This window comes from Micavibrio aeruginosavorus (assembly GCF_051245535.1).
GTDB lineage: Bacteria > Pseudomonadota > Alphaproteobacteria > Micavibrionales > Micavibrionaceae > Micavibrio > Micavibrio aeruginosavorus_D.
In genome coordinates this window covers 965,524-978,890 of the sequence record NZ_CP195303.1, presented here as the reverse complement: position 1 = coordinate 978,890, position 13,367 = coordinate 965,524, and the positions used below count along the sequence as shown (strand labels likewise).

The following is a 13,367-nucleotide window of genomic DNA, read 5'->3' as shown; positions in this document are numbered from 1 at the left end:
AAATAGGTTCCACTTTTAAAAATGAAACAGGGTTATCATGAATAAAATTCGCGCATTTTTTAATTCTCTGGTGAATGATTACAAAGAATTCAAATCCCAGCAGAAAAAATTCCTTGATGTTCTGAGCGCGATTGAGGATGAACGCGTTTATAACGTGGCCCCGCTGTTACGCGAAGCGCAGTTGGATGAAAACCAGAAAAACCAGATTGTGTTAAACGCCATTCGTAAAGACAATGTCATCATCTTCGATATCGTTCTGGACACGCTGCTTGATGGAAACGTCAACAAAATGCTGTGCGTGCATGAAAGAATTGATGCCGCCGCCTTTGTTGCGGTTTATTCGCAGTCATCCGTGTCCGCCCTGTCCTATGCCATTCAGTCGAAATCTGAGGGTATTGCGCGCCGTCTGGCCGCGGATAAAAAAACCGATGTGTTTGCGCGGGACACCAATACATTTGCCGGTGCTTATTTCTGCAACGAGGAAAAGAGCATGCCATTGCACGAAATGGCGGATAAAGCGGGAATGCGGGCCGTTGCCATGATGTTGCGCCAGCGTGAACGGTTTGCGGGTTATGCCCGCGACGAAAACCCGCATTTGAAACCGTAACGGATCAATCAGCGTTTTTTGAACATGCCACGGAAACCGCCGGAAATAATCCGGGCGACGGCAAGCAAAACCATGGGAATGCGCGGCGTTGGCGGCACGGCCATATAACGCGGACGCCAAACCGGATCGAATTTCGATTTATAGGCGCGCAACCCTTCGAAATTATACAAATCTTCGCCATGCTTATAAATCGTGCGGCCAATTTTATGCCACAGCGGGGCGAGGGCGTGTTCCTCCATCCCCGACAAGGGCGACATGCCCAGCCCGAACCATTGATAGCCCTGATCCTTGGCCCAGAAGATGGTGTCGAGGAACAGATATTCCATCATGCCCGGCGGTGAATCCTCCGGGTCATAGCGCATCAGGTCGAGCGAGATTTGTTCGTGGTTCTGCAAATCCCAGATATTGGCAAAGGCATAGATGCGCCCGTCTTTTTTCACCACGGCGACACGGGTGGAGCGGATGTAGGATTCATCGAAGAAGCCGAGGGAAAAGCCCTTTTCCTTGACCTTCTTCGTGGCCAGCCATGAATCCGAAATCACACGCAAGGCGGGCAGCGCGGCGTCCAGTTCGGCCCCTTCAATAATATGCAGGCTGTACCCATCGCGGTGCATGCGGTTGCGTAATTTGCGCTGGTTTTCCCGCTTGCCGCCATCGGTGTGGAAGGTGGGCAGGAAGATGCGGGCCTCTTCCCCCATTTTCAGCAAGATCAGGCCGCGGTCGAGATACAAAGGCAAATGCCGGTCGGAGACCTGATAATAAACGGCCAATGCGTTGTGCAGATCGGCGTTTTCCCGGAACTTCCACAACAGGGCCGGAAATTCAGCCGCATCCCCAACGGGATCACCCATGGCAACCCAGTAACGCGGCGTCATGGCATACATGATAAAGGCCTTGCCGCTGTCGCTCCATAAAACAGCCTTGTCACCCATCAGGGACAGGAAACTGGTGCAATCGTTGGACGCGTGGGCAATGGTGTATAAACGGGCGCGGTCCGCGGCGGACAAGGCGGGTGACAATGCGGGCCGGGCGACCTTGAAAATATTATACAGCGCATAGGCAAAGATAAACGCCCCGGTGACCAGAACCATGCGCAGGAAGCGGGGGGCGTCTTCGCGGTACGAAAAACGCCACCATAAATCATGGGCGTATTCGACGTGTTTATATGTTTCAAACCCCAGCCACGTGGCCAAGGCCAGCACCAGCGCGATCAGCGCGATCCATTCCGGCGGGAATTGCATGGTGAACAGCGAGGCCTTGCGGTTGAAATATTTCCGCGTGGGAATAAACAGCAACAGCATGGCACCCAGCATCATCGCCTGCTTCCATTCAAGACCCTTCAAGGTCAAGGCGATGATGGCGGCGATCAGGGCGGCGATACAGGCATAATACGCCGCATCCAACCGCAACCGCACCCCGCGGGCGAGGAACAGCAGGAACAAGCCCGACAGAACACTGACAATGTGGGAGAGTTCGATAAAGGTCAGCGGTTCAAACTGGCTGATCCATTTCAAATTTTCCGGCACGATGGGCAGGGCGGCAGACACAAGCAACATGGCCCCGCCGCAGAACAGCAAGATCGAAAAGATCAGCGGGACAATATGCTGCAATGTAGAGTACGCGAAGTTTTTAAGGATTAGTCCCAATTGAGAATAACCTTGCCGCACTGGCCGGACTTCATGGCCTCGAACCCGTCAATATACTGGTCGATGGGCAAACGGTGCGTAATCACATCGCGGATGTTCAGGCCGGATTGCAGCATGGACACCATTTTGTACCATGTTTCGTACATTTCACGGCCATAGATGCCCTTGATAATCAGGCCTTTGAAAATCACCTGATTCCAGTCGATATCCATTTTTCCGCCGGGCGGAATACCCAGCAGGGCGATTTTACCGCCATTCATCATGTTACCAATCATCTGCTGGAACGCGCTTTCAACGCCGGACATTTCCAGTCCCACGTCGAACCCTTCCTTCATGCCCAGCTCGGCCATGACGTCGGATAATTTTTCAGTGGCGACGTTGACCGCACGGGTCGCACCCATTTTTTCGGCGAGTTGCAGACGGTACGGGTTCACATCGGTAATCACCACATGGCGTGCGCCGGCATGTTTGCAAATAGGCACGGCCATGCATCCGATCGGGCCAGCGCCGGTAATCAAAACATCTTCGCCGACCAGATCGAATGACAACGCCGTATGAACCGCGTTTCCGAACGGGTCGAAAATGGCGGCCAATTCATCGTCAATATCATCCGGAATGGGGAAGACGTTGTCAGCAGGAATGGACAGAAATTCGGCAAAACTGCCCGGACGGTTGACGCCCACGCCCAGCGTATTCGGGCACAAATGGCGTTTTCCCGCGCGGCAATTGCGGCAATGACCGCACACGATGTGCCCTTCGCCGGATACGCGCTGCCCTTGCTTCAGGTGCTTGACCTCGGTGCCGACTTTCTCAATCACGCCGACATATTCATGCCCCACGACCATTGGCACGGGAATGGTCTTCTGCGCCCACTGGTCCCATTTGTAAATGTGCAAATCCGTACCGCAAATGGCGGATTTTTTAATACGGATCAAAACATCATTCGGGCCAATATCAGGCTGCAGGCTGTCCGCCATCCAGATTCCGGGTTCCGATTTGGATTTCATCAGGGATTTCATGGGTCTTGCCTTAGTTTTTGGAGTTATCAAATACGCCATACTTTTCTAAAACTTTGTATGTTTCTTCTTTCTCATCTGTAATGGCAATATCTTCGGTTATGAAGTAATGTACAAGAGCTACTTCATTATCTAGGGCGCGCACCAAATTGGCTCTCCAGTTTTTGTATTCTGGGTTATTTGATAAAGTAGCTATTCCTTTAGATGAGTTGATATGTTTCTCTACAATTCTTTTCCATTCGTGATCTGGTACGATGCTGGGGTCAATACTGTAAGTTCTGAGTTTTTTCTTAAGTAGTGCTAGTCCCGATTTATGTGCAGGTACCAAATAGGTTGCTAAAAACAAAAGTAAAAACCATGCTACTGGTATTGATATGATGATCGATACGATCAAAAGAAGAGTGCTCATTTTTTCGTGCCTTTATTGCGATAATTTTTATGCTGCTTTCTTCAAAATGCCCAGTTCTTTACCAACCTCGGCAAACGCCGCAATCGCCTTGTCCAGTTGCGCGCGGGTATGCGCGGCGGACATTTGGGTGCGGATGCGGGCTTTGCCTTGGGGCACGACGGGATAGGAGAAGCCGACGACGTAGACACCGCGTTTCAGCATGGCGTCGGCGAATTGTGTGGCCAAGGCGGCGTCGTAAATCATCACCGGAATGATCGGGTGGTCGCCGGGGGCGAGGTCGAAGCCCAGTTTGGTCATTTCGGCGCGGAAATACTGGCTGTTGTCTTTCAGGCGTTGGCGCAGATCGGCACCGCCCTTGCCGGAGAGTTTATCCAGCGTGGCCACGGCCGTCGCGGTAATCACCGGGGCCAGCGTGTTGGAGAACAGATACGGGCGGGAGCGCTGGCGCAGCCATTCAATAACCTGTTTCGGGCCGGATGTGTAACCGCCCGATGCGCCACCAAGGGCCTTGCCCAGCGTGCCGGTGATAATGTCCACCCGGTCCTGCACGCCCCAATATTCCGGGGTGCCTTTGCCGCCTGCGCCAGTGAAGCCGACCGCGTGGCTGTCATCCACCATCACCATGGCGTCGTATTTTTCGGCCAGATCGCAGATGGCGGGCAGGTTGGCGAGGAAGCCATCCATCGAGAAGACGCCGTCGGTGGCGATCAAACGATGGCGGCAATCTTTGGCCTCGATCAAGGCTTTTTCCAGATCGGCCATGTCGTTGTTTTTGTAGCGCCAGCGTTTCGCTTTGCACAGGCGGATGCCATCAATGATGCTGGCGTGGTTCAGTTCATCGCTGATAATTGCGTCGTCCTCGCCCAGCAATGTTTCAAACAACCCGCCATTGGCGTCGAAGCAGGAGGAGTAGAGGATCGTGTCCTCGGTCCCCAGAAATTCGCTGATGCTGCGCTCCAGTGTTTTGTGGATGTCCTGCGTGCCGCAGATAAAGCGGACGGAGGCCATGCCGAAGCCGTGGGAATCCAGCGTATCCTTCGCCGTGTCGATCAAATCCTGATCGTTCGCCAGTCCCAGATAGTTGTTGGCGCAGAAATTCAGGACATGGTCGCCGCTGGCCACCGTGATATCCGCGCTTTGCGGCGAGGTGATGATGCGTTCGCCTTTGTACAATCCGGCGGCGCGGACGGCGGCAATTTCGCGGTCCAGATGGGCGAGCAGGGCGGTTTTCATTGTGTAATCCTTTATCTTTTGGCGTCACCCCGGCGGAGGCCGGGGGCTTCGTCCATTATGGCTGGAAGATCCCGGCTTTCGCCGGGATGACGGCTTATAAATGCGGGGGCCACAATAGCACCGCAAACGTCGGAATTGAAGGACCGGGTGCGGGTCTATATGATGCGGCTGCGAAAGGACCTGAACTCATGCCCATCCCCGCAGATTTGCGCGAAAAAATTGATAATTTAATGGCCGGAACGGGGTTAAACGCCGTGCGGGATGCCGCCGAGGCCGTTTCAACGCGGTATCGCCGTGAGGGAGCCTTCGCCAAAGAGGGCGCCAACCTGCAAATCCGCGACGGGGCCGAGGCGTTGGCCTATGTCGGCACACGCCTGCCCGCCACCTATGGCGCGGCGGAGCATGTGTTGGGACGCTTGCCGGATGATTTTACGCCCCGCACGATGCTGGATGTTGGGGCCGGGCCGGGGACGGTGGCCTTGGCCGCCTTGGATCATTTCGACAGTTTGCGTCAGGTGACCTTGATCGAACCCAACGCGCATTTGCGGGAAATGGGTACGACTTTGGTGCCCAAGGGCAACTGGATCAACGGCGATTTGGTCAATGGTGAAATGCCGGGGAATAATTTTGATCTGGTCACGGCGGGCTATGTCCTGAACGAACTGAATGCGCGGGCGCGCGCGGCGGTGATTGATAAACTCTGGGCCGCGTGTTCCGGTACATTGGTAATTATCGAACCCGGTACGCCAGAGGGCAGCGCCGTGGTGCAAGGTGTGCGTGACCACTTGCTGGAAAAGGGCGCATATATTGCCGCGCCGTGCCCGCAAATGGGGGCGTGCCCGTTACATGATGCGGGGAAACGGTGGTGCCATTTTTCGCAGCGGGTGGAGCGCAGCAAGCTGCATCGCTCGCTCAAGGGCGGGGCGCTTGGGTATGAGGATGAAAAATTCTCCTATATCGCGTTTTCCCGTACGCCCGTGACATTGCCACAGGGGCGCGTGCTGGGCCACGTCGCCGGGGCCAAGGTGATGCAGGTGGAAATGTGCGATGATAATGGCGATTTCGGCACGGCGCAGATCGCCAAAAGCGATCCGCGGTACAAGGATATCAAGCATCTTGATTGGGGTGATGCGGTCGATTTTTCGCTGTAAAAGCGGGAAAAACCTACATCTGGTACGACGGGCCCGTTTTCACGATGGATTTAACGCCATCCGTGTTTCCAACCTTTTCCACGAATTGTTCTTTGCAGATCACGGTCAGTTGTTGGCCTTCCGCCGATGGGGCGCGTTTCAGCACCAGAACGGCCTGATTAAATTCGCGGCCCATGTCGAGCAAGGCGTCGCGCATTGTATCCTGATGTTTGGAATCGTGGCTGTGCAGTGTGACAATGTATTTGTCGGACATCCGTTGTGCTTTCTCTATACCGCAGTTTTTATTTTTTTATAGTTGGTTAAAAAAGCCGGGCGCGTGTTGATGGCCCGGCTTCTTTCAATCTCTATCTATCAAAAACAGCTTACGGTTTGCAACCGCCGCAGCACGGGGTGTGCGCGTGTTTTTTGACCGATGCGACACCAGCGGTGTTTGCAACTTCAGCAGCAAATTCTTCGCCGGTGACCAGGGTCAAGGTCAGGTCATTGCCGGTGATGCGGTCTTGAATGACGGTCGCTTTTTCGTTGAAAACATAGGCCATGCTGGCAATGCTTTCGGCCATTTCTTCCAATTGCATGTAATCCGGGACTTTGGCGTCTTTTGCCAGTGTGACGGTGTAGGTGTTTTGATCTGTATTGTTCATTTCACGGTTCCTCTATGCCTTGGTATTCTTTGGGGGATCGCCCATTCGGGCTGATTTCGTTAGGGAATTTGCGCTGTTTTTAAGCGGGCGTCAATATATTTTGCATATTATTTAATGATAGGGTCCAAAATGTCATAAAATCCGTGTTTTGGACCTGCAAAGCTTGCTTTACGGCGGCCCATACGCTATGAAAAGCCCACAAATTCAAGGACCTTTACACGCTATTGGCCGACCATCCGGGTCCGCCAGATGAACCATCAGATTGAAACGATTACATGACCACCTTTGAAGATTTGGGCTTGAGCCCTGAAGTTCTGAAAGCCGTTGATGAATGCGGCTACACCACACCGACCCCGATCCAAGAACAAGCCATTCCCGTGGTTTTGATGATGCGCGACATTGTTGGTCTGGCGCAAACGGGTACGGGCAAGACGGCCAGCTTTACATTGCCGATGATTGAAATTCTGTCCGGTGGCCGGGCCAAGGCGCGGATGCCGCGCTCGCTGGTGCTGGTTCCGACACGCGAACTGGCGGCACAGGTTGCCGAAAACTTTGACACCTATGGCAAGTATAATGCGCTGACCAAAGCTTTGCTGGTCGGTGGTGAATCCATGGGCGACCAGATTAAATTGCTGGATCGCGGTGTGGATGTTCTGATCGCAACGCCGGGCCGTTTGCTGGATCTGTTCGAACGCGGGAATATCCTGCTGAACGACATCAAGGTTCTGGTGATCGACGAGGCCGACCGCATGCTGGATATGGGGTTCATTCCCGATATTGAGAAGATCGTGTCGAAAATCCCACCGATGCGCCAAACATTGCTGTTTTCTGCAACAATGCCGCCGGAAATTAAACGTCTGGCCGATAAATTCCTCAGCAACCCGAAAACCATTGCGGTCACGGCCCCGGCGTCCACCAACGCCAATGTGCGTCAGGCCTTGGTGTGGGTGAAGGATCGCCAGAAAATGGAATTGCTGGACGCATTGATCCAGCAGGAAGACGTGAAAAACGCTTTCGTTTTCTGTAACCGGAAAAAGGATATCGCGGGCCTCGCGAAATTCCTGCAAAACCACAATTATGCCGCTGCACCGTTGCATGGTGACATGGTGCAATCTGCGCGCACGAAAACGTTGCTGGACTTCAAAGAAGGTCTGGTCAGTTTGCTGATCTGCAGTGACGTGGCCGCGCGTGGTCTGGACGTTGATGCCGTATCGCACGTGTTCAACTTCGATGTGCCGACCCATGCCGATGATTACGTTCACCGCATTGGCCGGACGGGCCGCGCCGGCATGACCGGATGCGCCTGGACCATGGCCACGCCGGATGACGCGAAATACGTCACCGCGATTGAACAACGCATTCAAAAACCGATCCCCGTTGAAACGGTCGAAGGTTTTGCCGCGCCCCAACCGGGTGAAGCCAGCGAAGGCCGCAGAGACGGTGGCCGCGCCGGTGGCCGTGATGGTGGTCGGGGTGGTCGTGATCGTGGTGGCCGTGACAATAAATCTGGCGGCCGCAACGATCGTGGCCCGCAACAAGCCCGCGGACCCCGCGAAGAGGGACAAGCCCCGCGCCGTGAGGATGCTGCGCCGACCCCCCGCCGGGATGATCAGCCGCGCCAGCCGCGTGAACAACGCCCGCCGCAGAGCCGTGACCAGCGCAGCGAACAGCCGCGCCCACAGCAGCAGCAAAACCCCCAACACAATAAACGCCCGCGCCGTGACCATGATGATGACGGCCCGGCCAGCTTCGGTGATGATCTGCCGGCCTTCCTGCGGAAGTAATTCCCGCTGTTCTTGAATCATGATCCCGGGTCAGGCGTTCAACCTGACCCGGGATTTTTTTCGCGTTAAAGCGGGCCGTTTCCGGTTTCAAAACCCTTCAAAATCTGCCGTTTTTTCAATCCGTTGGCTTGACTTGTCCCGGGGCATCCACGATCATGGGGGCGGGGTTTGGTCTGGCGTTCGCGCGGGCCTTTTTTGTCTGTTCAATTGTCTTTTGGGGATGGCATGTCCAGCCTTTTCCGTTTGCGTAAAGCCGCGTTGTTATGTTCCTGCCTGATCTGTCTGGCGGGGACGCCTGCCGTTGCGCAAACGTTGGAGCCTGAAAAAGGCCCGGTGGATTTTGTCGCCGACAATCTGGTCCATGACGATCAAACCCAAACCGTCACCGCAACGGGCAATGTTGAAATGGTGCAGGGTGGCCGCACGCTGAAGGCCGATAAAGTTATTTATAATCTGACGACCGATAAGGCCAAGGCAGTTGGGCATGTCGTTCTGACCGAAGCGAACGGTGATGTGCACCGCGCCGACGAATTGGAATTGTCGCAGCAGATGACGGAAGGCTATGTCGATCACGTTTATTCCACATTGGAAGACGGCTCGCGCCTGTGGGCCGATCGTGGTGTGCGTGATGGCGGCAATATCACAACACTGAGCAACGCGGCCTATACGCCGTGCGAGGCCTGTGAAACGGACCCGGATGCCGAACCCGTCTGGCAAATCCGTGCGGGCGAAGTCATTCATAACAAGGAAGAACAGCGCATTATCTATCACAATGCGACGTTTGATATGTTTGGCGTTCCCGTGTTCTGGACCCCGTATGTGTCCCATGCCGATGGAACCGTGAACCAGAAAAGCGGATTATTGACGCCCGGTTTTGGGTACAGCAGTGATCTGGGCCTGCAAATCAGCAACAGTTATTACTACGCCATTGATCCGCATCGTGATGCGACGGTTGGTGTAACGCTGATGACCGATCAATTGCCGTTGGTGTTTGGTGAATATCGCCATCGCTTCGACAATGCGTATCTGGAAATGAGCGGCGGCGCGACCTATTCCAGCCGGACCGAAGATGTCGGTGGTGAGGATGTTGAACAGGACGAAGAAGCACGCGGCCACCTGATCGCCGATGGTCTGTGGAACATCAACGACAAATGGCGCGCCGGCATCGGGTTGGAAATCGCATCCGATGACCAGTATATGCGCCAATATGATTTCAGCGATGATGATGTGCTGGAAAACGAAATTTATGCCGAACGGTTTTCCGGGCGCAATTATGCCGTAGGCCGTTTGCTGTCGTTCCAGGATATTCGTATCCGCGAAGAACAACGCGACCAGCCCAATATCCTGCCGGAAATGGAAGTGTCGATGCTGGGTGAGCCGGGCCAGATGCTGGGCGGACGATGGAGCGCGGATTTATCCGTCCTGAACCTGCACCGTGAAGGCAGCGGACAGGACATGGACCGCGTTGTCACAGAACTGGGCTGGCAACGCCGCTTGACCAGCGATACAGGCTTGCTGACCACGGTTGATCTGAAGCTGCGCGGGGATGCGTATTACACATCTGATCGCGATATTGCGAATACGGACCCGGGGCGTAGCAACGAGGGGAAAGAAACCCGTGGCTTCGCCAGCGCCCATGTCGTCACCAGCTATCCGGTGGCGAAGGCTTTCGAGCAGTCGCAACTGGTCATCGCACCAGAAGCGGCCCTGACCGTTTCGCCGAACATCAGTTCGGAAAGCAGCAATATTCCGAACGAAGACAGCCAAGACGTTCAACTGGACGTCAGCAATTTGTTTAACAGTGACCGCTTCCCCGGCTATGACCGGATCGAAGACGGTTCGCATGTTACGTATGGCATGCGCACAGGCGTGTATGGGTATGATGGCAGCAAGGGCGAGGTGTTCCTCGGTCAAAGCTACCGTCTGGATGATAACGTGACACCGTTCCCGGAAGGGTCGGGGTTGTCGGAAGAGACGTCCGATATGGTTGGGCAGGTTATTGCCAGCTACAAAGACATGATGGATGTCAATTACCGCTTCCAGTTGGATCAGAATGACATGTCATCCCGCCGCCACGAAGTGGATGCCATCGCCTATCTGGGTCCGGTGACGTTGGGCAGCCAATATCTGTACACCAAAGCGATTGAAGGTGCAGAATTGAGCGAAGATCGCGAGCAAATTCGCGGCGCGCTGGCTTATCGTTTCAGTGAGGAATGGCAGGGGCGCACGAGCATCCTGTACGATCTGAGCAGTGAAGAAGAAAAAGGCATGCGCGAAGCGATCTTTGGTCTGGATTATCTGGGCCAGTGTTTCACCTTGTCCAGCACGTTGGAGCGTAACCTGACCCGGGATTCGTCGGGTGAGAGCGGCACGGAAATCATGTTCCGCATTGGCTTGAAACAGATTGGCGAATTTTCAACGTCGGGCGTGAACCTGTCCAGTTCAAGCGATGACGATGATGACGATAACTAAGCCCTTAGGGCGTTAATCCGACCAGCCCTAACAGCCCGGCATCGCTGTGCAACTGGATAATATCCGGTTTTGATTGGTTGCCCTCGGTGCGGCCGCCGATGGTGATGTCGGTGTTCATCGGGCCTGCGCCCGGACCGTCGATATAAATTTCCATCAACCCATAATCGAAATTTTTCATCAAGGCGCGGGTTTCCTTGGCCCCGGCATCTTCAACCGTCAGATGGTCCGGAAATTCATCGCCGCTGAATTTCAGTGTGCCGGATGAAGCGGTGCGGAACAGGGCGTCTTGAATATTCAACCCCTCATTCGGTGTAAAAATAATTCCGGCCAACCCGGTCAGCGTGCCCGACAGCCGCGTATTTTTCCACCCGGCGACGGATGTCAATTCATCCATATCCAGGTTGTGGATATCCAGTTCGATCATGGCGGGCATGTGCCGCCATTCCCCGCGCATCCATTCCGCGTTATCCAGTCCCGTGACGGACAGGTCATAGGTTTTTTGCGGGGCCGTCGTGCGGGCCTTGGCGGTGACGATCATGCCGGGGCGGGATTGTTTTTGGCGCACATCGTCGCTTAATGCGGCGATGGCATGACCATTCTGTTTGAACAATCCGGTGCCCAGGGCCACGAACAAATCGGCGGCGTTGTCCACCTGGGCGCGGATGGTCGCGCTTTCGGTTTTGCCGATGGTCCCGGTCCAATCGGCGGTGATGTTCGTGCCCTTTGTGCCCGCCAGCATCGCCTGCATCGTGATCTTCAGGGATGAAGCCGGGCCGTCCAGCGTCGTGGTCATGCCATTCATGGCAATGCCGTGATAGACGAATTGCCCGGCGGCCAGCTGGGCGCTGATCGTTGCGGGTTGGTTCGGGGCGGCGTTGACGATGGCCCATCCGCCCATGCGGCTGGCCGTAATGGTTTTCATGTTGGCCTTGCCGTCCTGAATTTCAAAATCGGCGGACAATGTTCCATCCGGTGCCACTTCGCCATTGGCGGAGATGGTGGTGGTCAATTGATATTGCGAACCCCAGACGACGGCTTGTAACCGCACGCCGCCATCGGGCAGGGCGGTGGCTTGGCCTTTCGCCTCGACACGGATTGCGCCCGCCGGGCTGTTCATATCAATCTGTATGGAATTCAGCGTGATGGCTTGAATGTTGTTCTTTTTAAACAGCGCGGGCAGGGATTGTTGCGGGAATTTCATGTCACCGCGAAACGGCAATAACAAAGCCGCCGCATCCATCGTCAATGTCGCGCGATCAATGGTGATGGATGGCATACCACCCAGAAACGGCATCAGCATGGCCAGTGGGCCGCTGATGCGCATTTGTTCGATGGTGCTGAATTCATCCTTATCAATCTTGATATCGCGCAGCACGATCCCGCCGCCCGTCCATTCGGCTTGGCCGCCATGGGCATGGATGAAGCCGAGTGTGCCCAGCGCCTGATGCACGCGCCATTTGGCCAGCAGGCCGGACCCGCCAAACGCCAGTCCGGCGCAGACGATCAACAGGAGGGCGGCGATGCTTAAAACAGTCTTTTTCATTGGGTTCAGGATAAGCGGAATGGGCGTTTTGTCCATCATGAAAAAAGCGCCCATGGAAAAATGCAAGGCCAGTGAAAAAAAGCGCCGGGAGGGTGTCTCCGGCGCTTTTTAACTGGATTATTCGGTCAGGCTTATTGGCCGTAGCGATAGGTCGGTTGCGGGGCCGGATATGGCTGTGCGTTTTGATAGTGGTTGTTATAACCACCACCATTGCGGCGCATTTGCTGCATCTGAATTTGTTGGTGCTGGCGGTTCACGCGGTTCCAGTCTTCGAAGGCGCGTTGCTGGTTGCAATCGGCTTCCAGTTGGTTGACGCGCGGCTGGTTGATGGCCTGATTGGCGCGGTCGCCGACCATGGAGCCTACGATACCGACAAGACCGCCCATGGCGATGTCGCCAATACGGTTGCTACGACCGCTGCGGATCGCACCAGCAGCCATGCCGACGCTGGATGTGATAGCGCGGTTTGTACCATTGGATGGTTGCGTGTTGCGGATCGCCTGATTCAGTGCGCTGCAGGCGTTGTAATGAACGCGAACCGGTGCGCCATAGGGATCAACACGAACACCGTTCGGTGCAACTTGTGTATTTTGCATACGTTCCGGGGCCTGTGTGCTGCCATATTGCGGCAGGCCGCCATACGGGTTTGTTGCGCAGCCAGACATAACGGCAGCGGCGGTGGACAGGAGGCCAACGGAGAAAATTTTGGACAGTTTGCTCATTTTAACACCCTCTTTTTTTGATCGCGCTTCATTGGTTTATGCGCCGAATAACAGTGAAATTACGGGATATATGGGTTTTTGTCAATAAAATTTTACATAACCAATTATTGGGGCGCGTGCGTTCTGGCCAAAACCCATGCGTT

At 54.9% G+C, this 13,367-nt stretch carries 12 protein-coding genes; 4 read left to right on the top strand and 8 right to left on the bottom strand.

Features of this window, described 5'->3' with window-relative positions; all coding sequences use genetic code 11:
* Window positions 1-37: 37 nt before the first annotated feature.
* Entirely contained in the window at window positions 38-607 is a 570-nt protein-coding gene (locus ACSC94_RS04750; protein WP_435641900.1) for a hypothetical protein, read from the top strand.
* Window positions 608-615: 8 nt separating this feature from the next.
* On the opposite strand, the gene mprF is transcribed toward ACSC94_RS04750, so the two are convergent.
* Genes mprF through ACSC94_RS04730 form a run of 4 tightly spaced genes read right to left on the bottom strand, consistent with a single transcriptional unit; the run spans window position 616 to window position 4,911 of the window.
* The gene (gene mprF, locus ACSC94_RS04745; RefSeq protein ID WP_435641899.1) at window positions 616-2,253 is read right to left on the bottom strand and encodes a bifunctional lysylphosphatidylglycerol flippase/synthetase MprF; all 1,638 of its coding nucleotides are present in this window, start codon (window positions 2,251-2,253) and stop codon (window positions 616-618) included.
* Window positions 2,244-3,272, bottom strand: coding sequence for an L-threonine 3-dehydrogenase (gene tdh, locus ACSC94_RS04740; RefSeq protein WP_435641898.1), 1,029 nt, complete (start codon window positions 3,270-3,272; stop codon window positions 2,244-2,246). The genes mprF and tdh overlap by 10 nt, the downstream gene beginning before the upstream one ends.
* Window positions 3,273-3,282: 10 nt before the next feature.
* The gene (locus ACSC94_RS04735; protein ID WP_435641897.1) at window positions 3,283-3,678 is read right to left on the bottom strand and encodes a hypothetical protein; all 396 of its coding nucleotides are present in this window, start codon (window positions 3,676-3,678) and stop codon (window positions 3,283-3,285) included.
* Between the two features lie 27 nt (window positions 3,679-3,705).
* A complete protein-coding gene (locus tag ACSC94_RS04730) occupies window positions 3,706-4,911 on the bottom strand; it encodes a glycine C-acetyltransferase (protein WP_435641896.1) in 1,206 nt (401 codons plus the stop codon).
* A gap of 188 nt (window positions 4,912-5,099) precedes the next feature.
* Between ACSC94_RS04730 and ACSC94_RS04725 the strand changes: the two genes are divergently transcribed.
* Window positions 5,100-6,062, top strand: a complete 963-nt coding sequence (locus tag ACSC94_RS04725) for a small ribosomal subunit Rsm22 family protein (RefSeq protein WP_435641895.1) — start codon at window positions 5,100-5,102, stop codon at window positions 6,060-6,062.
* Window positions 6,063-6,075: 13 nt separating this feature from the next.
* Here ACSC94_RS04725 and ACSC94_RS04720 read toward each other — a convergent pair whose 3' ends face one another.
* Together ACSC94_RS04720 and ACSC94_RS04715 are read right to left on the bottom strand one after the other, a co-directional pair.
* Entirely contained in the window at window positions 6,076-6,315 is a 240-nt protein-coding gene (locus ACSC94_RS04720; protein ID WP_435641894.1) for a hypothetical protein, read from the bottom strand.
* Between the two features lie 109 nt (window positions 6,316-6,424).
* Complete coding sequence (locus tag ACSC94_RS04715) at window positions 6,425-6,703, bottom strand: hypothetical protein (protein WP_435641893.1); 279 nt, start codon at window positions 6,701-6,703, stop codon at window positions 6,425-6,427.
* 275 nt (window positions 6,704-6,978) lie between these two features.
* Between ACSC94_RS04715 and ACSC94_RS04710 the strand changes: the two genes are divergently transcribed.
* Both ACSC94_RS04710 and ACSC94_RS04705 read left to right on the top strand, forming a co-directional pair.
* Window positions 6,979-8,487 (top strand): DEAD/DEAH box helicase, encoded by a 1,509-nt coding sequence (locus ACSC94_RS04710; protein ID WP_435641892.1) that lies wholly within the window; start codon window positions 6,979-6,981, stop codon window positions 8,485-8,487.
* A 225-nt stretch (window positions 8,488-8,712) separates the two neighbouring features.
* Window positions 8,713-10,959, top strand: a complete 2,247-nt coding sequence (locus tag ACSC94_RS04705; RefSeq protein WP_435641891.1) for an LPS-assembly protein LptD — start codon at window positions 8,713-8,715, stop codon at window positions 10,957-10,959.
* A gap of 4 nt (window positions 10,960-10,963) precedes the next feature.
* Here ACSC94_RS04705 and ACSC94_RS04700 read toward each other — a convergent pair whose 3' ends face one another.
* Both ACSC94_RS04700 and ACSC94_RS04695 read right to left on the bottom strand, forming a co-directional pair.
* Window positions 10,964-12,541 (bottom strand): intermembrane phospholipid transport protein YdbH family protein, encoded by a 1,578-nt coding sequence (locus tag ACSC94_RS04700; RefSeq protein WP_435641890.1) that lies wholly within the window; start codon window positions 12,539-12,541, stop codon window positions 10,964-10,966.
* Between the two features lie 92 nt (window positions 12,542-12,633).
* Window positions 12,634-13,224 carry a hypothetical protein gene (locus ACSC94_RS04695; RefSeq protein WP_435641889.1) on the bottom strand — a complete coding sequence of 197 codons (591 nt, stop codon included), beginning with the start codon at window positions 13,222-13,224 and terminating at the stop codon, window positions 12,634-12,636.
* Between the last annotated feature and the right edge of the window lie 143 nt (window positions 13,225-13,367).

Bases quoted from the DNA above. Each gene is read 5' to 3' on its own strand.
- ACSC94_RS04750 (WP_435641900.1), top strand. From the start codon at position 38: ATGAATAAAATTCGCGCATTTTTTAATTCTCTGGTGAATGATTACAAA.
- tdh (WP_435641898.1), bottom strand. From the start codon at position 3,272: ATGAAATCCCTGATGAAATCCAAATCGGAACCCGGAATCTGGATGGCG.
- ACSC94_RS04735 (WP_435641897.1), bottom strand. From the start codon at position 3,678: ATGAGCACTCTTCTTTTGATCGTATCGATCATCATATCAATACCAGTA.
- ACSC94_RS04730 (WP_435641896.1), bottom strand. From the start codon at position 4,911: ATGAAAACCGCCCTGCTCGCCCATCTGGACCGCGAAATTGCCGCCGTC.
- ACSC94_RS04725 (WP_435641895.1), top strand. From the start codon at position 5,100: ATGCCCATCCCCGCAGATTTGCGCGAAAAAATTGATAATTTAATGGCC.
- ACSC94_RS04720 (WP_435641894.1), bottom strand. From the start codon at position 6,315: ATGTCCGACAAATACATTGTCACACTGCACAGCCACGATTCCAAACAT.
- ACSC94_RS04715 (WP_435641893.1), bottom strand. From the start codon at position 6,703: ATGAACAATACAGATCAAAACACCTACACCGTCACACTGGCAAAAGAC.
- ACSC94_RS04710 (WP_435641892.1), top strand. From the start codon at position 6,979: ATGACCACCTTTGAAGATTTGGGCTTGAGCCCTGAAGTTCTGAAAGCC.
- ACSC94_RS04705 (WP_435641891.1), top strand. From the start codon at position 8,713: ATGTCCAGCCTTTTCCGTTTGCGTAAAGCCGCGTTGTTATGTTCCTGC.
- ACSC94_RS04700 (WP_435641890.1), bottom strand. From the start codon at position 12,541: ATGATGGACAAAACGCCCATTCCGCTTATCCTGAACCCAATGAAAAAG.
- ACSC94_RS04695 (WP_435641889.1), bottom strand. From the start codon at position 13,224: ATGAGCAAACTGTCCAAAATTTTCTCCGTTGGCCTCCTGTCCACCGCC.